General features: G+C 39.6%; 16 protein-coding genes. 14 read left to right on the plus strand and 2 right to left on the minus strand.

The features are described from left to right. The first annotated feature begins 190 nt into the window (after positions 1-190). The 11 genes from AABK36_RS01645 (at position 191) to AABK36_RS01695 (ending at position 14185) form a co-directional block, all read left to right on the plus strand. On the plus strand, positions 191-1120 hold the full coding sequence (locus AABK36_RS01645) for a dihydrodipicolinate synthase family protein (RefSeq protein ID WP_309937289.1): 930 nt from the start codon (positions 191-193) through the stop codon (positions 1118-1120). A gap of 200 nt (positions 1121-1320) precedes the next feature. Continuing rightward, on the plus strand, positions 1321-2838 hold the full coding sequence (locus AABK36_RS01650) for an aldehyde dehydrogenase (NADP(+)) (protein ID WP_309937290.1): 1518 nt from the start codon (positions 1321-1323) through the stop codon (positions 2836-2838). A 117-nt stretch (positions 2839-2955) separates the two neighbouring features. Beyond that, entirely contained in the window at positions 2956-3915 is a 960-nt protein-coding gene (gene lhpI, locus AABK36_RS01655; protein ID WP_309937291.1) for a bifunctional Delta(1)-pyrroline-2-carboxylate/Delta(1)-piperideine-2-carboxylate reductase, read from the plus strand. A 168-nt stretch (positions 3916-4083) separates the two neighbouring features. Continuing rightward, complete coding sequence (locus AABK36_RS01660; protein ID WP_309937292.1) at positions 4084-5085, plus strand: 4-hydroxyproline epimerase; 1002 nt, start codon at positions 4084-4086, stop codon at positions 5083-5085. A gap of 184 nt (positions 5086-5269) precedes the next feature. Then, positions 5270-6526: an NAD(P)/FAD-dependent oxidoreductase gene (locus tag AABK36_RS01665; RefSeq protein ID WP_309937293.1), complete on the plus strand. Its 1257-nt coding sequence runs from the start codon at positions 5270-5272 to the stop codon at positions 6524-6526. Positions 6527-6718: 192 nt separating this feature from the next. Beyond that, complete coding sequence (locus AABK36_RS01670) at positions 6719-8272, plus strand: AbgT family transporter (RefSeq protein WP_309937294.1); 1554 nt, start codon at positions 6719-6721, stop codon at positions 8270-8272. Positions 8273-8443: 171 nt separating this feature from the next. After that, complete coding sequence (locus AABK36_RS01675) at positions 8444-9205, plus strand: antibiotic biosynthesis monooxygenase (protein WP_309937295.1); 762 nt, start codon at positions 8444-8446, stop codon at positions 9203-9205. A gap of 75 nt (positions 9206-9280) precedes the next feature. Beyond that, positions 9281-10390: an FUSC family protein gene (locus AABK36_RS01680; protein WP_309937296.1), complete on the plus strand. Its 1110-nt coding sequence runs from the start codon at positions 9281-9283 to the stop codon at positions 10388-10390. A gap of 5 nt (positions 10391-10395) precedes the next feature. Beyond that, complete coding sequence (locus tag AABK36_RS01685; protein WP_309937297.1) at positions 10396-11148, plus strand: DUF1835 domain-containing protein; 753 nt, start codon at positions 10396-10398, stop codon at positions 11146-11148. A gap of 71 nt (positions 11149-11219) precedes the next feature. Continuing rightward, positions 11220-11666, plus strand: a complete 447-nt coding sequence (locus AABK36_RS01690) for an acetyltransferase (RefSeq protein WP_309937298.1) — start codon at positions 11220-11222, stop codon at positions 11664-11666. A gap of 170 nt (positions 11667-11836) precedes the next feature. Beyond that, complete coding sequence (locus AABK36_RS01695) at positions 11837-14185, plus strand: hypothetical protein (RefSeq protein WP_309937299.1); 2349 nt, start codon at positions 11837-11839, stop codon at positions 14183-14185. A 59-nt stretch (positions 14186-14244) separates the two neighbouring features. Here the strand turns inward: AABK36_RS01695 and AABK36_RS01700 are convergent, their stop codons facing one another. Both AABK36_RS01700 and AABK36_RS01705 read right to left on the minus strand, forming a co-directional pair. Further along, entirely contained in the window at positions 14245-15654 is a 1410-nt protein-coding gene (locus AABK36_RS01700) for a hypothetical protein (RefSeq protein WP_309937300.1), read from the minus strand. Positions 15655-15743: 89 nt separating this feature from the next. Continuing rightward, positions 15744-17021: a hypothetical protein gene (locus AABK36_RS01705; RefSeq protein WP_309937301.1), complete on the minus strand. Its 1278-nt coding sequence runs from the start codon at positions 17019-17021 to the stop codon at positions 15744-15746. 246 nt (positions 17022-17267) lie between these two features. Here AABK36_RS01705 and AABK36_RS01710 point away from each other — a divergent pair, with 246 nt between their 5' ends. The 3 genes from AABK36_RS01710 (at position 17268) to AABK36_RS01720 (ending at position 20997) form a co-directional block, all read left to right on the plus strand. Beyond that, positions 17268-17906 carry a flavin reductase family protein gene (locus AABK36_RS01710; protein WP_309937302.1) on the plus strand — a complete coding sequence of 213 codons (639 nt, stop codon included), beginning with the start codon at positions 17268-17270 and terminating at the stop codon, positions 17904-17906. A gap of 314 nt (positions 17907-18220) precedes the next feature. Continuing rightward, positions 18221-19522 (plus strand): DASH family cryptochrome, encoded by a 1302-nt coding sequence (locus AABK36_RS01715; RefSeq protein ID WP_309937303.1) that lies wholly within the window; start codon positions 18221-18223, stop codon positions 19520-19522. Beyond that, the gene (locus AABK36_RS01720; RefSeq protein ID WP_309937304.1) at positions 19522-20997 is read left to right on the plus strand and encodes a cryptochrome/photolyase family protein; all 1476 of its coding nucleotides are present in this window, start codon (positions 19522-19524) and stop codon (positions 20995-20997) included. The genes AABK36_RS01715 and AABK36_RS01720 overlap by 1 nt, the downstream gene beginning before the upstream one ends. The last annotated feature ends 2 nt before the right edge of the window (positions 20998-20999 follow it).

Below are 20999 nucleotides of genomic sequence, written 5' to 3' on the forward strand. Positions count from 1 at the left end.
ATCTCTCATTAATACTAAAATATCATAAAACGCTTTCTATTTAAATCTTAAAGGGTAATATAGTATGTTGTTTGGGCAATATTTTGAAAGACATTATCTAATGGTTTCGGTAAATTTGTTAAGATTCGAGAATGAACTGCATTTTCGGATTTTAAAAAGGAAATAATTAACCATCAAAAAATAAAAGACTATGCAAGTTAATTGGAGAGGGGTATTCCCAGCTGTAACGACAAAATTCACAGATGACGATCGTTTGGATTTAGATGCATTCAGAAAAAATATTGATGCTCAGCTAGAAGCTGGAGTTGACGGTATCATCTTGGGTGGAACATTGGGTGAAGCTTCTGTGCTTTCTGCTGATGAGAAGTCTGAGCTAGTGAGAGCTTGTGTTGCTCACGTGGATGGTCGTGTGCCGGTAATTATGAATGTTGCTGAGCAAACTACTGCTAACGCAATCGCTGCTGCCGCTAAAGCTCAAGAAGACGGTGCTTCTGGTTTGATGATGTTGCCTCCAATGAGATACAAAGCTGACCATAGAGAAACTGTAGCTTACTACAAAGCTGTTGCTGAGTCTACTGAGCTTCCAATCATGGTATACAACAACCCGGTTGACTATGGTATAGAAGTAACTATCGACATGTTCAGAGAGTTGGCTGATAGCCCTAATATCCAAGCGGTAAAAGAATCAACTAGAGATATCTCTAACGTTACTCGTATGAAGAATGAGTTCGGTGACAGATTCGCTATCCTTTCTGGTGTTGATACTTTGGCTTTGGAAGAAATCTTCATGGGAGCTGACGGATGGGTTGCTGGTTTGGTTTGTGCTTTCCCTAAGGAAACTGTAACTATCTTCAGACTTGCTAAAGCAGGTAGACCTGACGAAGCATTGGCTATCTACAGATGGTTCTTGCCATTGCTAGAGCTTGATATTCACCCTAAGTTGGTTCAATACATCAAGCTAGCTGAAGTTGCTACTGGTATCGGTACTGAGAATGTAAGAGCTCCAAGACTTCCGCTTGAAGGCGAAGAAAGAGAAAGAATCTTGAAAATTATCAACGACGGTGTTGCTGCTAGACCAGAACTTCCAGAAGTTGAGTCTCCATTTTCTGTAGAGGCGTAATCTTAGAGATAAAAGCATAATAATATAGGACTCCTGTGTTGTCAGGGGTATTTAGCTTCCTGTTGTCAGAATAGATGAGTTGGCCATGCCGAATTGTCTTTACTAAGCGGGGAGCTTTTTTTATGGGGCGATTTGATCGCTTCATGAGCCGATGAAGGCTTCTCATTTAATATTTCAAGTGATTTTTAAAACAATAAAAAATGGAAACTTTAGAAAAAGGAAAATATACGCTGGAGAATCCTTCAGCTGAGGAGTTGAATGGTTTGTTGGAACTTTCCAATCAAGCATTTGCTACTTTCAGAAAACTTTCTGGCGCAAGAAAAGCAGAGTTCTTGGATGCTATCGCTGATGAAATCGTTGCTTTGGGCGATGATTTGGTTCAAGCGGCATGTGAAGAGTCTGGATTGCCGGAAGGAAGAATCGTAGGTGAAAGAGGTCGTACGACTGGTCAATTGAAGTTGTTCGCTAGCTTGGTAAGAGAAGGTTCTTGGTTGGAAGCTACTGTTGACACAGCTATTCCAGATAGACAGCCTGTGCCAAAGCCGGACATCAGAAAGATGTTGGTAGGTCTTGGCCCGGTTGCAGTGTTTGGCGCTAGTAATTTCCCTTTGGCTTTCTCAACAGCAGGTGGTGATACTGCTTCTGCATTGGCGGCAGGTTGTCCTGTGATCGTGAAAGCTCACGAAGGTCATCCTCGCACAAGCGACTTGGTAGCTACAGCTATTTACAGAGCTGCTGAAAAAACTGAAATGCCTGAAGGCGTTTTCACTATGGTTCATGGATCAGGTGTTGTCGTTGGACAAGCTCTAGTGAAGCATCCGATCGTGAAAGCTGTAGGTTTCACAGGATCTACTTATGCAGGTAGAGCATTGTACGACGCTGCCGCTCAGCGTGAGGTGCCGATTCCGGTATTCGCTGAAATGGGATCTATCAATCCTGTATTGTTGATGCCAGAGGCATTGGATAACAAAGCGGAAGCTCTAGGACAGCTTTACGCTGGATCGATTACTTTGGGTGTTGGTCAGTTCTGCACGAACCCTGGTCTGCTTTTGGCTAAGAAAGGAGCTTCTTTGGATACATTCGTATCAGCATTGTCAACAGCGATCGAGGCGACTGCTCCTGCGAAAATGCTTAACGATAGAGTTCATGGCGGATATACTAAGTCTTTGGAAGAGGCATTGGCTCAAAAAGGCATAGAGGTAATTGCTCGTTCTTCGGCGGAAGCGAATGCTGAGAATATCGAAGGAAGACCAACTATCGCTACGGTTGAGGCTGAGACATTCTTGAATAACCCTAAGTTGCACGAGGAAGTATTCGGACCTTATTCATTGATCGTTCAGTATGATTCTGAAGAGGAGTTAGATGCTATCGTGGAAACTTTGGAAGGTCAGTTGACAGTTACAATCATGGCTGAAGATTCTGAAATTGCGAACTATAGCAACGTGATCGACAAGTTGGAGAATATCACAGGCCGTATCATCTTCAATGGCGTGCCTACAGGTGTTGAGGTTTGTCCTTCAATGCAGCATGGCGGTCCTTATCCAGCAGCTTCTGACTCTAGATTCACTTCAGTGGGTACTGGCGCGATCAGAAGATTTGTGAGACCGTTGGCATTCCAAAACTGGCCACAAGCTTTGCTTCCTGAGGAGTTGAGAGATGATAACTCTTTGAACATTTGGAGAACAGTGAATGGCGAGCTTACAAAGGATAGCTTGTAATAAGAAATAACTTTCATAGTATCTATCATATAGATATGCTATATTTAGTAATGCGGATGCTGTTAGTTGTCCGCATTATTTTTTTGAATTTTGTGAGAGAAATAAAAGATTGAGCATATGCGCAACGTCACTAAAGAGGAAATTATAGGCGCGCTGGACTTTGCTAGTCTAGTGGAGAAGCTTCGAGAGGCTTTTCAAGGAAATTATACAGTTCCAATGCGTCATCATCATGATTTTGAGAATCCTTATGAAGATAGGGAGTCGACTCTATTGTTGATGCCGGCTTGGGAAGCAGGCAAACATGTAGGTGTAAAAATTGTAACGGTGTCTCCGAATAATGGCAAATATGATTTGCCTGCTATCCAAGGCACATATATGCTATTGGACGCTAAGATAGGTTCTCCAATCGCATTGATGGAAGCGAAGACATTGACTACGAAGCGCACGGCAGCTGCTTCGGCTTTGGCTTCAAGCTATGCTTCAAGAAAAGACAGCAAGAAACTGTTGATGGTAGGAACTGGCGCTTTGGCTCCTGAATTGATACAAGCTCACGCTACGGTAAGGCCGATAGAGGAAGTGTTGATCTGGGGTAGAAGTGTGGAGAAAGCGCAGGCTTTGGTTGATAGTTTGAATCTGGAGGGCGTGAAGTTTTCAGCAGTAGAGAATTTGGAAGAGGCGGTGAAGTCTGTTGATATCATTTCATGCGCCACTCTTAGCAGAGAGCCGATTGTATTGGGAGAATGGTTGCAACCAGGGCAGCATTTGGATCTCGTAGGCGCTTACCGTCCTGATATGAGAGAGACTGATGACGATTCGATACGCAAAGCCTCGGTATTTGTGGATACTTACGCTGGTGCGACAAAAGAATGCGGAGATATAGCGATACCTCTTGCCGAGGGTGTGTTGAAGAGTGATGAGATCAAAGGAGATCTGTTTGAGTTGTGCAAAGGAGAAAGAGAAGGAAGAACGGCTGAAGACGAGATAACAATGTTCAAGTCTGTGGGACATGCTTTGGAGGATTTGGCGGCGGCTCAGTTGGTAAGCGAAAGAGTGCTTGAAACAGTTGAGGAGGCTTAATGCCGCTGATGCATTAGGGATAGCAGCGGTTACCCCGCAAGTGAGGAACGAACGAGGAGTAGAAGCGGATAGCCCGGCCTGAGCTTTGGCGAAGGAATGCCCTTATTGATAAGAAACAAACAAAAACAAAAAACAGAAGCTTTTGGGCTTCATGAAAATAAGGTAACGATGGCTAGAAAGATGTTTTTTTGTGTGGATGCTCACACGACGGGAAACCCTGTAAGAGTGGTTGCAGGCGGAGGCCCGAATCTTGAAGGAAACAATATGCTCGAAAGAAGAGCTCACTTTTTGAGAGATTATGATTGGATCAGAACAGGATTGATGTTTGAGCCAAGAGGACATGACATGATGTCCGGATCGATTTTGTACCCGCCTAATGATCCTGCCAATGATGTCGCTGTGCTTTATATTGAGACAAGCGGATGCTTGGCAATGTGCGGGCATGGCACTATTGGTACGGTGACGATCGCTATTGAAGAGGGGTTGATTACTCCTAAGGAAGAGGGCAAGTTGAGGTTGGAGACGCCTGCGGGCCTTGTGAAAGTAGACTATACTCAAGAAGGAAAGAAAGTGAAATCGGTAAAGTTGACCAACGTAGCTTCTTTCTTGCATAGCGAAGGCTTGGAAATTGAATGTCCTACACTAGGCAAGTTGAAAGTGGATGTGGCTTATGGCGGTAACTTTTACTGCATAGTGGATCCTCAGGAAAACTTTTCGGGTGTTCAGGATTTTACAGCAAGTCAGTTGATTCAGTTAAGCCAGGTGTTGAGAAAGCTGATGAATGAGAAGTATTCGTTTGTGCATCCTGAGGACGAAAGAATCAATGGATTAAGCCATATGCTTTGGACTGGAGACACGATCTCTGCGGAGGCTGATGGTAGAAATGCTGTGTTCTATGGAGATAAGGCTATCGACAGATCTCCTTGCGGAACAGGTACTTCTGCAAGAATGGCTCAACTAGCGGCTAAAGGCAAATTGACTAAAGGCGACAAATTTGTGCATGAAAGCTTCATTGGCAGCCAATTTATAGGTCGTGTGGAAGATATCACTAAATGCGGTGATTATGATGCGATCATTCCTAGCATAGAAGGTTGGGCGATGGTGACTGGATACAACAATATCATTATTGACGACGATGATCCATACGCGCATGGATTCCAAGTGATATAATGTTGACATATCAATAGAATTATTTTGAAGCGTAGAGTTAAATTCTGCGCTTTTTTTATGCTCAATATGTTCTTATCTGTTAATTTATTGCTAATTTTTAGTATATTGTATAAGATGAGAAGGCGTCTGTGAATGCCTCTCTCGGCCCAAGATAAAACATACATAACTTTCTATAACTACGTATATGAGCAATAAAAAAGATGTTCTTGTGATCGGAGGCGGTATCGTCGGGATTTGTTCGGCATACTACCTTTGGAAGGATGGTCATCAGGTGACGCTATTGGACAAAGGCGAAGTAGGTGATGCTTGTTCAAGAGGAAATGCAGGGTTGGTAGTGCCAAGCCATTTTGTGCCGTTGGCTGCTCCGGGCATGATCAAGAAAGGGATCAAGTGGATGTTCAATCCAGAGAGTCCGTTTCATATTAAGCCGAGCTTGGATCCTAAATTGATTTCTTGGTTATGGCAGTTCTACAGGCATACAACCAACGAGCATGTGGAGAACACTAAGATCATCTTGAGAGACTTGAATATGATGAGTCGCTCACTATTCAAGGAGTTTTTTGAGAGCTCAGAAATTGACTTCAATTTTGAAGACAAGGGTTTGCTTATGCTTTATAAGACGGATAAGGAAAGAAAAGGAGAGGAAGCTGTAGCTAAGATGGCTCATCAAATAGGCATAGAAGCAAATATATTGTCGGCTGAAGAAGCTCAAGCTTTGCAACCAGGGCTTGAGATCAAGACTATCGGTGGAGTGCATTATCCAAAAGATGCTCATTTGAACCCTACGGAGTTTATCAATAAGCTTAAGGACTATTTGGTGCAAAATGGCGTGCAAGTGCATGAAAACACTGAAGTAACAAGAGTGAGAACGCAAGGAGGCAAAGTGACGCATGCTTACGCTGGTGAAAAAGAATTTACAGCGGATGACTTTGTGATCGCAACTGGGGCTTACACTTCTAGCTTGGCGAAAGATTTAGGTGTGAACCTTCCCGTGGTATCAGGCAAAGGGTACAGTATTACTTTGAATAATCCGAAGCATCAAATGACTGTGCCGTCGATATTGTGCGAGGCTAAAATTGCTGTAACGCCAATGGCTGACAAATTGAGATTCGCTGGAACTATGGAAATCACTGGACAGGACTTGTCGGTGAATCAGAAAAGATTCGGAGGTTTGTTAAAGGCCATTCCTGATTTCTTGCCGCAATATCCAGTAGAGGAAACTCGAAACAATGATGTTTGGAGTGGTTTGAGACCATGTTCGCCTGATGGATTGCCATTTATCGGAAGATTTGGAAAACTGAAAAACTTGATCGCTGCCACAGGACACTCTATGATGGGGGTAAGTCTTGGACCAGTGACAGGAAAGCTTGTGTCGGAAATTGTCAATGAGCAACAAACAAGCTTAAGCTTGACGCAAATTACTCCTGATAGATACAATTAATGGGAATAAATTCTTATACAGATATTTTAAACCGCCTTATGGGCGGTTTTTTTATGATGTTTTTTTGCTTTGTTAATTTTTATAAGTTGCTTTTAGTCAATTGATAATGATTTGTTGATTGATATTTATGATACTATTTTAACATTTTTTCACTAACTTTAATGCTAAGTTTATTTTCAGAATATTTTCAAGATGAAGGAACAAGAGGTAATGGATCAGGCGCTGGCGGAGAAAAAAAATGGCCCTGTTCAGAAATTTTTGCAAATAGTTGAGCGTGCGGGAAATGCTTTGCCGCACCCAGCGACTTTGTTTTTAGGCTTTTCAATATTGATCGTGTTATTGTCAGGCGTAGCTACGCTGTTTGATCTGTCGGTAACGAACCCGGGAACAGGAGAAGTAATCACACCGGTGAATTTGCTTTCTGTGGATGGCTTGCATATGATCATTACTCAAATGGTAACCAATTTTACTGGTTTCGCACCTCTTGGAGTTGTGTTAGTGGCTATGCTAGGTATCGGTATCGCTGAGGGCAGTGGGCTTATAGGAGCTTTGATCAGAATGATGGTTCTTTCGGCGCCTAAGCGCATGATGACATTCATGATTGTATTTGCTGGAATTATTTCCAATACTGCCAGTGAAGTTGGCTATGTGTTGTTGGTTCCATTGGCAGCGATCATCTTTTTAGGTTTAGGAAGACATCCTATCGCAGGTTTAGCCGCGGCATTTGCTGGTGTTTCGGGAGGTTATAGCGCTAATCTGTTATTGGGAACGATTGATCCATTGTTGTCAGGAATTTCTCAAGAAGCCGCTCATATTGTTACAACTGAATATACAGTGAATCCAGCTTGCAATTATTTTTTCATGGCAGCATCTGTATTCTTCATAGCTCTGGCTGGCACATGGGTGACTGAGAAGATTGTGGAGCCTAGGTTGGGAAAATATAATGGAGATGAATCTCAGGATATACAGGAACTTACTCCTTTGGAGAAAAAAGGCTTGAGAAATGCGGGTATAGTTTTGTTGATCTTTGTAGCGTTGATTCTTTGGGGAATATTGCCTGAAGGAGGATTTTTAAGAGACCCTGAAACAGACGGGATACTTAAGTCTCCGCTGATGAAAGGGATCGTGACTTTTATCTTTATGCTGGCTGCCGGAACTGGAATCGCTTATGGCTTGGGAGCTGGAAGCTTGAAAAATGATTCGGATGTCATGAAAGGCATGGAAGCTTCGATGAAAACGTTGGGTTCTTATATCGTTTTGGTTTTCTTCGCAGCTCAATTTGTAGCCTATTTTAAATGGACCAATTTGGGAATTATCTTCGCGGTGAAAGGAGCTGAAGTTTTGCAAGCATCAGGCTTGGGCACGATTCCATTGATGATTGCTTTTATACTTTTAACGGCATTGATTAATCTTGTGATGGGATCAGCGTCAGCGAAATGGACTTTGATGGCTCCGGTATTCATTCCGATGTTTATGATATTGGGAATCTCCCCTGAATTGACCCAATTGGTTTATAGGATTGGCGACAGTGTGACGAATATCATTTCTCCGATGATGTCGTACTTTGCATTGATTGTAGCTTTTATTCAGAGATACGATAAAAAAGCGGGCATTGGAACCGTGGTAGCTACGATGCTTCCATATACTTTAGTCTTCTTGTTGATTTGGACAGTTATTTTAATTGTCTGGATGAGTGTAGGTTTGCCTATTGGTCCGGATTCTCCAATTGATTTTGTGATAAAATAATCGAAACTAACATAATTTGTGAATATCTCTCTTTTGCTCTAAGGGAGATATTTTTTGTTTTTAAGCATTCTTTTTTTGCGTTTTATTGTTTTTTGTTTGTTTATGGGGCAAATAGTTGCTTTTTCTTTTGACCATTGAGTTAACTCCACGGTTTAACTTTGCATCAAAAAGATGATGAAGGTTAAAAGAGAATCTTTGACTCGAGTTTTGCTTGGATTGTTTTTTGTTCTTGCGTTGGGAAATCAATTATCTGCCCGCAACATGAACATTTCGAATGAACTTGATTCAACTAAAAGCGTGTATCAGCTAACTTATCTGAAAATTCATGAAGGCAAAGAGGCTGAATTTGAAAAAGCGAGAGAAGAAGTTACAACTTTGAAAAGCAACCAGAAAGGAGTCGCGTACTATGAGTTGTTTGAGTCGTTTTTCTCCTTTCCTAAGAAAAAGTCCAAGAGAGTTTTTATGGAGTTGATTGAGTGGGAATCTCTTGCTGCATTGGAAGATGCTTCTGAAAAATTTCAAGGACTATCTGGAATGGAGAGGGATAAGGATTTGTTTGAGTCGGTTTCGACTTATCGCATGCGACCAGAGGGAAATAAGATTATTGATCTTAACGAAATGATAAAAGAAGGTTATGCCGTTGAGTTTGCAGCGCGTCAGATAAAAGCATCGAAAAGAGAGGAGTACCCTGAGAGAAGAGAGCGATTTATGAAGTTTATCAAAGAGCAAGAAGGCTTCGCTTTTGATCAGGAGTTCAAAAGCATCGATGACGATGTTGATATATTGGTGTTTGGTTGGAAGTCGGTTGAAGATTTTGAAAATGCAGGCAAGAAAGTCAAAAGGTCAATTTCTCAAATGTGGAAAACATTAAGTTATTTCATGTTGATAGAAGGCAAAGATTTTCAAGTAGGCAAGCCATCCTCTAAGAATTAAATCAATGTTGAATCAAGGCTTCGGGTATAATTTTTTACGTATTATTGCTAAAGCCTAATTTAAATATCTGAAGCCTTGTTTTATAGAAGCAAATCTCTTGAAAAGTGGGTATACAATCATGTGGAAAGAGTTCACTTGATAAAGCTGTTGGTGCTTGTTGTTTCCGCATTTTTGGCTGCAAGGCTGCTGGAAATACCACATGGTTCGTGGATAAGCGGGACCTGCTTGGTTTTGAGTCGTCCAGTGCCTCAGTTTGGAGGGATATTGCATCGAGCCGTTCAGCGTATTATGGGTACTTTCATGGGAGCGGCTTTGTCATTGTTGACCATGTTTGTGACTTCTGAAAATGTGTGGGTGCACACTATCGCTTTGGGAGTGGCATTTCCGCTGTTTGCTTTGTGGGTGTTTCCCAAAGATAAATACGCTTATCAAGTGGCGATACTGACGATGTTGATAGTGATGAGTATTGGCACGGACTTATCCCAAGATGCCGCGATGTGGAGAGCGATAAACATCGGCATAGGTGGTATGCTCAGCTTAAGCATTATATTCGTCTTTCCGATACAGGCCAAAGTGGAGTTAAGGTATTTGTTGGCGGATTGCTTGGCGAAAATCAATCAGCTGTACTTGAAAACCTCAAGCTCAAAAGCTAGCGAACGAAGCGAGTTGGAAGGCATGAACACGGATATTATTACTTCTATTCGAAAACAAAGGAAGATCTTTCCTTATCTGGTGAAGGAGAGTCGATTTTTTAAAAAGAATGAGCAAAGACTTGATGACATTGCAATCTCACTGAGGAAAATGTCTGGAATTCTCGAATTGCTGGGGTCGTCATTGTTTACTTCCGAACGGGGAAACCAAGTGATTTCACAACTCTATTCGATCAAAGAGAAGGAGGTCTTGCTTTCGGAAAGGCTTGATGAAATTTCACAACTTTTGGAACGCAATGAGGTAAAGCCTTTGCCTGACTTGAGACTAAGGTTGAGATCTTCAAAACAAGAATTGTATCAATTGAATCATCAAGGAGCGGATGAGAATGCTCCATTGAGTCCATTTAGTTATATTTGGTTGCATCATAAGTTTGGAGAAGAAATTTTCAAGCTTGAAGGAATGATATTGGAACTCTTTGAAGCAAAGGCTAAGAATTCTAAAGGTTTAACCGAAACGAAACAGCATAACAACTAATTGCCATGATTGATCAAATTCATATCTTGAACGGAGACTGCTTTAAGGTACAGTTTCCTAAAACATTGAAAGGAGAGTTAATAGTTCTCAGAGAATGTTTGGTTGAGGGCGATGTCAAAGCGAGTTCGATCAAGGAACTTTATGAGCTTAGATCAAGGTTTATTTCTGAATCTTATGGAGGAGGAAGGCAAGAATATTTTGATAAGGTTGTTTCGGAGCTTGATAAAATAGAGCGAATAAAAGCCGGTGCAGAGATTAACTTATGGTTTGAAGATGATTTGTTTTGCCAAGTGAATTTTTGGTTTGCGATAAACTTGTTGATGCAGAAAGGACGCAATAATAAACTGTTTTTGGTAAGGCCGGATCAACATACTCAATATGGATTTGGGGGATTGAATAATGATGAGTTAATATCAATTTTCAATAATAGATCAATTATAGAAGAACCCGAAAAGATCGCTGATCTATGGAAATATTATCAAGTAGATGACAATATCCAATTGTTGGGCAGTGCTAAAAAGCTTGATGAAGTTTATCCATTTATATTCAAAGCAGTTGAAGCGCATGTGGAGAGAGTTTCTGCCGATGGAGATTTGGGAAGGCCTGAGAAAACAATAAAGAAAATCATCGAAGAGTTGGGCACGAAAGATTTTGGTCTTGTTTTTCAAGAATTCAACAAACGTGAAAACATATATGGTTTTGGAGATCTTCAAGTCAAGAGGATTTTTGACAAAGTCTTGGATCATTTGAAAGTTTAAAGGCTTGCAGAAAACTGGGCAATGTGCAAAGAATTGTTAGAATTTGAGTGTTGGAGATAAATATCTAATTTATGCAATATAAAATTCAAAAGATAAAGAAAAGCGAATACAAGGAAGTAGTGGAGGTTTGGGAAGCTTCAGTGAGAGCTACGCATGATTTTTTGAAAGAGGAAGATATAACGTACTTCAAGCCTTTGATATTGGATGTGTATCTGGATGCTGTGGACTTGAGATGCGTTAAGAATGACGAGGATGAGATTATAGGATTTTTAGGCGTGGCGGATCAAAGTATTGAAATGCTGTTCATACATCCTGATAAAAGAGGAAAAGGAGTTGGCAGTGCTCTATTGAAATATGCTATAGAGGAATTAGGAGCTTGTAAAGTTGACTCCAATGAGCAGAACCCCCAAGCTACTGGGTTTTACGAGAAGTTCGGGTTTGAGGTGTATAGTCGATCGGAGACAGACTCTTCAGGAAAGCCATATCCTATTTTGCATATGAAACTGGTGAATTCTTAAGCCATAACAAGAAATTCATTTACAGATAAACGAGAGCCTTGATGATGAGTCAAGGCTTTTTTGGTATTTAATTTATGTTATCAAATGCTGATAAAATTAAATAGTAGAATATTTAAATCGATTTATTTTTATATTGTATATGAATATTTATTGTTTAAACTTAATTTACTATGGCAGGAGATACTCTCACCCCACAATTATTGTCTGAAGACCTTGATTTGTTGGTTTCGGATCAAAAAATAGGTTCTGATTCCCAATTATCACCGACATTGACTTCAGGAATTAATATCGATGATGTTCCTTTCGGAGGAGATGATTTTAATTTCAATATGGCCGTTGACGCAGGCTTTTCTGTTTTTTTGATTAATTCGCATACCAAGTCGGGCGAAAATGTTAAAGAAATAGTTGAAGATCATTGGAAAGATGTAGATGGATTTTTTGAAGGCCATGGCTTATTGGCGTATCGGTTAAAAGGAAGTGTAGATATTGGAGTCGCAGGAACTATTGGCTCGGTTGGCATTGGGATTGATGCCAACGCAATGGCGATGCATACTTATATGTCAAAGCACCCATTGGATTTGCAGATAAAGGATGCTGTTAAAAAAGACTTGTCTTATTTCTTAACCATCTTCAAGGCGGAGGATATCTGTAATTTGGAGATTGGAGAGGCTTTGTACTTGTCGGCTGGAGGAAGCCTTTCTATAGGCGTTGAGATCTCAGCGGAGGAAGTATTCACAGGAAGTCTTTCTTTGGTGTCGAAAGCGATTGACTTGGATGGCAAGCTTGGGTTGACTGCTGATGCTAGTTTGGGTGTGAAATTCAATGCAGGCATATCCGGAGAATATGATTTGAAAATCATTAGAACTTCAGACACACAGTATAAAGTAAGCCTGTTCAAAGGACGTAAAATTGATGGTGGAGGAAGTATTGGTTTGTCTATTGAGGCGGGAGTGGCTGACGAATCTGACATGGAAAAGTTGGTAGACAAAGTGTTTGAAGGCATTGATAAAGAAGTGTTTCAGCCGATTAATGAAGAGTGGGAAAAAGCGCATGACAAGGCTACGGGTTGGCTGGGTGCCGAAGCCGTCGAAGTGGCGCAAAAAGCAAATGAGCTTCTTAAATTGACGAATGATATCGATCCTTTCGACAAGAGCGTGTTTGAAAGCAAATACAACGAGTATAGAAATGATATCAAGGAAAAGCTTGTCGAAGCTCTGAAAAAGAAGGTGGAGCTTGGATTGGGCATGGAACTCAATGCCATGAAATCCAAAGAAGCTTTATTTGAGGCTGTTTATAGTGCTGAGGGAATCAGGGAAGATCATGATGCTCTTATTCGTTTTGATATTAACAGATTATGCGATAAGCCTGTTTCATCTAGAAAGTTTGAATTGACAAAGCTTTTGAATAGAGAAATCACTGAGGTTAAAAGGTCAAGACAGATCGGCTTGAAGTGTGGCAATATTGGCTTCTTTGCGAGCAGAGGAAAAGAGAGAACTCACATTCTGGAGAGATTGATTGAAGGAACTTCGGCAGAACGCTATAAAGTATCTTGCAATGAGCAGACAATAAGAAAAAAGTATGGCGCATGGAAGGATACAGCTGAATACACCCTTTGCTTGAATGCGAATATGGACGATTATGTTTCAAGCGAATCCGAAATTAGTTTGCAGGATTTTGATTATGAATTGAGCTTGTTTCATAAAGCGGAGGAGAACAAGCTTTCTGATAAGGAGATCAAAGCAATGGTGGACTGGGCTATAACTTGGGATATTTTGCCACAGGATTCATTTGATTTGCAAGTAGAGAAAGTGAAAAAAGAGCTGGATGGTATTAAGAAAATCAAGTATGAGCTTTCATTGGGAATCGATTCTATGGATAGCTCAATAAGTGGTTCTGCATTTACAAGAATCATGAAGGCGATTCCTGATTTGGTGGATTATCATTACGCTCAAGCTTTGGCTCAGGCATTGCCATATGCAGAGTACAATGATATGAAAGGTCGTGACACAATGGGGGAAAGAAGTCTGTGTTATTTAGGTTTCTGGCAACAGTATTTGGCTAATTATGGAAAAATATTGGAAACAGGCGGTTTCACTCCAGACGATATTCATGAAGAAATTGGAAAAATGCTTTATAAGCATTTCAGTGGACCATTGAATAGAAAGGATCTTGCTAACTTTGAGGATACAAGCTCGGAGGGATATGATAAGTACAATGCGGAGAGAGTTGCTGATTTATTGAAGTTCAATCATATTTATAAAGAATGCAGTCAGATCAAAGGTGTGTTTGGCGATTTTATGGAACTTTGGGAAAATGATGATCATTATGAAAAGCCTATCAACAAGTTTTTCAAGCGATTAGGAAATAGATTGGATTTTCAGAATGATTTTAATTGCAGATTCTTTGGCCGATTGCTTTTGAATGTCGCTATCGATAATGGATTGGAGTCTCAGTTGCAACGTGGGATAAAAATTACATATGAAAAAGACGGAGAACAGAAATCACTTGTATTAGCGTAATTGAATAGATAATGAAAAGCCTCAGTTTATAGCTGGGGCTTTGTAAATGAATGTTGAAATTAACTCTCATCTATAGAGTCCAATTCAAACTCGGCAGGTGATTTATCTCTAGAATCATCAGTCTGCCAATTTAATACTTGAGCCATATCTGACATATTCGGTTTTGATCTTTTCATTTGTTCTTGGCTTGAGAATGCTTCTTCTTGTTTATTCATGGCTACAACAAAGTCAAAAATCTCCAAAGCCATTTTTTGCAAATCTTCAGTAGAATCAGTGTACTGAAGGCGTCTAAATTCTAAAATCGGAGCGGAAGTCTCAAACTCACCTAATTCATCGTATTTTTGCCAACTTCCCATTGTATCAAGCTCTCGAGCCAAAGCCTGATCAGGAAAATTGCGCTTAGTCAGCAAATCTTGGCCTTGAGGTATTTGTCTGATCCACTCCAATCTGGTCAAACCATCCATTCTATAGTTTCTCGCATTATACTGATTTCCTCTGATTCCTTGCTCAAAAAACTGCTCTTCCAACGAAATAGCATCGCCATCATACACTCCAAATTTGACTAACTCAAATAATTTTATGAACATCTTGGAATCGTCAGCCATGAAATAATCCTGCTCCTCTAAAGGCAAAAGCCTGTACATCATAAAAAAATCAGTTCTGGCCATGATTGGAAAAGCGCTTTTGACATATTCATGATAATTGATCATTGGGCATTCAATATAGTGAATCATGTAGGCAAAGAGGTTAAAAAGTTCATTGCTTCCTTGCCAGCCTTCATACAATGGAAAAGCATATGAAAAATCCTCCAATGCATTGCGAGCTCTTTTATGCGCGTTTTTCAATGATTTTCTCTCCCAAAAGAACCTGTCATGGTTATTCAAAGACTCTATTCGGGTAAACCTTTTTGCCAAGGGCGTATTTCGAATGTCGACAGAGGCAATTTCAAATAAAGGCTCCATTGCAGCCATCCTCATGCCGATATTGGCTTGAGGGTGAAAGTCTGGAACTTCCAATGCGTCAATTATGGTATCGGGCATTAGAATTTGTCCTAAGCCCTGACAGATATCAAGTCTGCTCAACATATCAGGATGAGATCTGCTGTCATCATGGAGTTGTTTGGACATCTTTGATATTTCTCCAAATGCCATATGAAGTTTATGCCTGCCGGAACCGTTTTCTTCAAAAGGCTCTGTAATAAACTCGGGCACTGAATGTGAGGAAAAAGGCTGGTCGGCTGTTAGTTCAAAGTCTCGCCCTTGAAACATTTTTGCGTTTTTCTTTTGCTTCTTTCGGGATAAAGTAAAATCACGAGTCAAGGACAAGTCATCCATATAAGAAGTCTTAGGGTCATAAGTTCGCCAATTTTTCACCTCGACCTCAAAGCCCACAGCTCTTTGAATTGCCTGAGTATTGGCTCTTGCTAGTTTCTGATGATTACTTTTTCTATTCTCTTTTATTTGATACATGGATATTTGACGACTCTTCTATATAAAAGGCCAGATCAATAAAATGTTAACTCATATGAGTGTTCCCTAATCTATCATGTATTCGAAAACTATCTTTTTCTTTTTTGAATCCAAGTGTATTTGTATTCTGGTAGGCCATGCTCTCGACGAATTTCATTAAGCCATAAACCTACTGCCATATACTTAGGATCTTTCCATCCAGAGAGTTCTGTATCTTGTTCATATATTCTTGGGTCATTGAATTTAGCCATTTTCCATGGTTTGTGTCTGTAAAGATGGAGCAATAATGCTTCAGCGACATTTATGAACATTGGTGACAAAACATAATGGCCTTCCGTCTCTCTGAATCGCGGTTCGGAATCAATATCCAACCAATCATCCATTTTCTTTCGCTTAGGAATATCATCAACTTTCAGGTCGGCCATTTCTGTTGTCATTTCACGTGGCCTAGCCACCACACTAACATCCACATCCAAATGCCTTTGCCAATCAATAGCTTTTCGTAAAAAGGCGGAGTCTTTCATGCCTATATCAATCGGGACTTTGCTAATAGGCATTGGTTTCATTTTAATTTCCAAATCATCTGTAGCGGGGGTTGAACTTTGGAGATCAGACATAAAGTGGTCTACTGGTTGACAACCTTCCTTCGTAGGATAAAACATAGTCGCTGGAAGTTTTTCCTCAGTCACCGCATCAAGCAATTTTCTTCCTGATGGACCTGCCATCAATCTCATAAAAGCTGCTTTCATGTAAATGCGAAAATTTGAAACTTCTTTGCACCTCATGCTTGCATCTTCGTAGATGCATTTGCCTAAAAAATAATCGTCTTGATCAATTACTTTCCAAAGAGAAGTTGGAAAACTGCCTGACTCCATAGGAGTCTTATATTGGTCAAGCGTGTAAGGCATTCCTTTTGGCCAAAAGTTAATGGAAGCACGGGCCGCGTACCCCCATCCAATATCATCCAACATATCATACATGATTCGAAAAATCTTGTCCCGTTCGGTTTTGCCTGTATGATCTATGGTTTCTATTCCCACAGAATCAAACCAAGCATAGACAGCTCGCGAGAGCTTTTCCAAAACTTCGCTTGAGTCTACGAATTTCCTAGGCTCTTTTTTCATTATAGCAATTTGGTCGGTATACTCCTTAAGCACGGAAAGTATTTCATCATAAATAGATTTGTGGCTCTCATATGAAACTGAAGCATCTTGTTTTGGAATTCTCTTTTTAAAAGATGTTGGGCTAATAATGCACTGAATAGGTTTCTCTGAAGTATATTCTTTGGGCATTTTAGATACTCCTTGTGCTCCCGCAAATTTCCCCACTTTCGTTCGCTTGTCTGCTGATTTACCTTCGGTGTACATAGCTACAATCAAAATTCACATATTGAACCGAATGGAAAGGGAATCGTTAAACGATCATCTTGTCTTAAAAAACTCCAACGCTGAATATTATTTTTTGAAAGTATACAACTTTTTCATTTTGTTTAACGTATATGGACATAAATTAAACAAAATAACTATAACTAAAATCTTTTGCCTTGGAATATATTGTATTATTGATGTAGTGAGTGCTTCCAAGGCAATTAGATTTTAACAAAAAGCAAAACGATGGCTATTATCGAGAGAAAAGATATCGACAAACTAGACAAAATATATCGCATCAATCTGGTTAACTCATTATCAGGATTCAAATCTGCGAATTTGCTAGGAACAGTCAGCGATGACGGTATTGAAAATGTTGCTGTCTTTAGTTCAGTAATTCATCTCGGTTCCGAGCCTCCTTTGCTAGGATTCATACTTAGGCCAACGACAGTGCCAAGAAATACTTATGATAATATTAAGGAGTCAGGTGTGTATACGATAAATCATATCAATTCTGAAATTTCGGAAGACGCTCACCATACATCAGCGAAATACCCCAAATCAATTTCTGAATTCGATATGACAGGTTTGACACCTGCATATTTAAATAATTTCAAGGCGCCCTTTGTTGAAGAATCTCCAGTTAAGATCGCAATGAAATATCACAGCGAATTACCTATCGAAGCTAATGGCACTGCGCTCATCATCGGAGAAATTGAATTTATTGAAGTGAATGGAAAAGCTCTACATCAAGATGGATTTATAGATTTATCAAGTTTGAATATTACAACAATTAACGGGTTAGACGGATATGCCATACCTAAGTTCAAACAAAGGTATGGCTATCAGAGGCCTAAACCCTTGATTCAAAATATTAATGAATAAGCAAATAGTTTTTTTATGTAGTTTAAGTTTATAGTTGAAGAGGTAAAACGTACCTCTCGCCTTTAGTGGTTGATTAAGTTAATGCAACTGGCCTGGAGGTTCATATAGCCCTCCGGGCTTTTCTTAATTTCTGACTTGAGTGTTGGTCCTGTATTACTCCCTCAGGGACTTCGCTCGAGTCAAAACCCTATAAGAATGGAGAAAGTCAAGAAACAACATCTTCCAACAAAAGTCTGTAAAACATGCGGAAAGCCATTTACATGAAGGAAGAAGTGGAAGCGAAATTGGGAACAAGTTAAATATTGCAGTAAAAGATGCAGAAGCAAAAAACAGCCTTAGTTTGGTTTACCAACAACCTTAGAGTTCATGACAACAAAGCTCTAAAGGATGCCTCTCAATATGACAGAGTGATTGGCTTGTATTGCTTTGATCAAACGTTATTCGAATCAACTCAATTTGGGTTAAAAAAAATAGAAAAGTATAGAGCCAAATTCTTGATGGAGACTGTCAAGAACTTAAAAAGTAATTTGAACACCCTAAATATACCCCTATTTATCTTGTATGGGCGTCCGAGCTATTTAGTAAATGAATTCTGCCTGACACACAATGTGGACGCCCTTTTTTTTCAAAAGGAATATACTTTTGAAGAAGTTAAAATCATTGATGAAATCAAGTCAAGCTTGCCTTCAAACGTGAAAATTAATGAGTATAATCAACAGTTTCTACTTGATCCGGATGATATTCCATTCGAAACTGATTCACTGCCAGAAATTTTCACAGTCTTTAGAAGGTCTATAGAAGCGAAGTGCGAAGTGAAATTGTTGAATGAAATACCATCCATGCCTGAAAGTAATTTGATGGCTGATAAATGTGATGTCGAACAAATAGAAGATTTAGGATTCAAAGCATTTAATATCCCTTATCATTCAGCATTCCAATTTAAAGGTGGTGAAACTTCAGGGATAAACAGACTAATTGATTATTTCTACAAAACGAAGAGTTTACAAGTTTATAAATATACTCGCAATGGTTTTATTGGGGACAATTACAGTTCCAAGTTTTCACCTTGGCTTGCCAATGGAAGCTTGTCCGCAAGAAAAATTTATTGGGAAGTTAAAAAGTTTGAATCCGAATATGGTGCGAATGAATCTACATATTGGTTAATCTTTGAACTGTATTGGAGAGATTACTTCAAGCATTTGGCTATTAAACATCAGAATGACTTGTTTAAGATTGGGGGATTCAAGCATAAAAAATATGATTGGAAACAAGACCCTGTATTGATAGATCAATGGATAAATGGCAAAACAGCGGATCCATTTGTCAATGCAAATATGGTTGAGCTCCATCAAACTGGCTGGATGAGCAACAGAGGAAGGCAAAATGTCGCTTCATACTTTGCCAAAGATTTAAAACTTGATTGGAGAATTGGAGCTTCATATTTTGAAAGCCTTCTTATAGACTATGATGTGCATAGCAATTATGGAAATTGGCAATATGTCTCAGGTGTTGGCAATGACCCCAGAGACCGAAAGTTCAATGTGAAACTGCAAGCCGAACGCTACGACAAAAACGGAAAATTTCAAAAACTCTGGCTTCAACCCAGTTTATTCTAATGTTAAAAGCAACTCTCATATATCCTCATCAGCTGTTTGATAAAGTTGATTTCTTAACCAAAGAAATGAAAGTTTATCTGATTGAAGAATCTTTGTTTTTTCTTCAGTATAAATTCCATAAGCAGAAAATACTATTTCATAGGGCTAGCATGAAATATTATGAGGAGAAGCTTGTCAAGAAAGGATATCAAGTTGAATATATAGCGTCTAATAATCCGTTATCTGATACACGAAAATTAATTCCATACCTGATTCAACAAAATATCCGCCAACTGCATATCATTGATCCAGCGGACAATTGGCTGGAATCAAGAATACGCAAGTATGAGCATCAGGTTAATATGCAATGGCATGAATCTCCATTATTCATCAATATACATTCTGATTTGGAAGGATTCTTTGATCCAAAAAAGAAGAAATACTTCCAAACGTCATTTTACAAGGAACAACGAGCTAAAAGAAACATACTCATTGACAATGGACAGCCTGTAGGTGGACAATGGACATTTGACGGAGATAATCGCAAAAAATATCCTAAGAATAAAAAAGCTCCAGCAATCAGTTTTCCAAATCCAAACTCATACATTAAAGAGGCGAAACAATATGTTGAAACATATTTTGCATCAAACCTTGGCGAAATAACGGATTTTCAAATTTATCCTGTAACGCATCAAGATGCAGAAATTTGGTTTGAGAATTTCTTAAAAGAGAGATTTATGGAGTTTGGTCCTTATGAAGATGCCATTGTCAAAGAAGAGCACTTTCTACATCACAGCCTTCTATCTCCATTGATGAATGTTGGCTTGCTTCAGGCTGATCGAGTTATTGAAAAAACTATAAAATTCGCTCATTCAAATGAGGTTCCTATAAACTCTCTGGAAGGGTTTGTAAGGCAACTTTTAGGCTGGAGGGAGTTTATTCGTGGTGTTTATTTAGTCAAAGGCACTGAAGAGCGCAACCGAAACTTCTGGCAACATACCCGTAAGATTCCTAGTTCTTTTTATACAGGCACTACTGGCATTCCGCCTATTGATATGACTATACTAAAAGTCCTAAAAACTGGATATGCGCATCATATCGAGCGTCTGATGTTATTAAGCAATTTTATGTTGCTATGCGAGTTTGATCCAGATGAGGTTTATCGCTGGTTCATGGAATTGTTTATAGATGCATATGATTGGGTGATGGTTCCGAATGTTTACGGTATGAGCCTTTTTGCTGATGGAGGAATAATGTCTACCAAACCTTATATCAGCAGTAGTAATTACATTATCAAAATGAGCAATTATCCCAAAGGCGATTGGCAAATGACATGGGACGGTTTGTTTTGGAGGTTTATGGATAAACACAGAGAGTTCATGTCCAAGAACCCACGATTAAATATGCTGATAAAGAATTTTGATAAAATGGACAACAGCAAAAAAGAAAATTTATTGAATCAAGCCAATCAGTTTCTCAACCAACTAAACAGCTGACA

It is taken from the genome of Aureibacter tunicatorum (genome assembly GCF_036492635.1).
GTDB lineage: Bacteria > Bacteroidota > Bacteroidia > Cytophagales > Cyclobacteriaceae > Aureibacter > Aureibacter tunicatorum.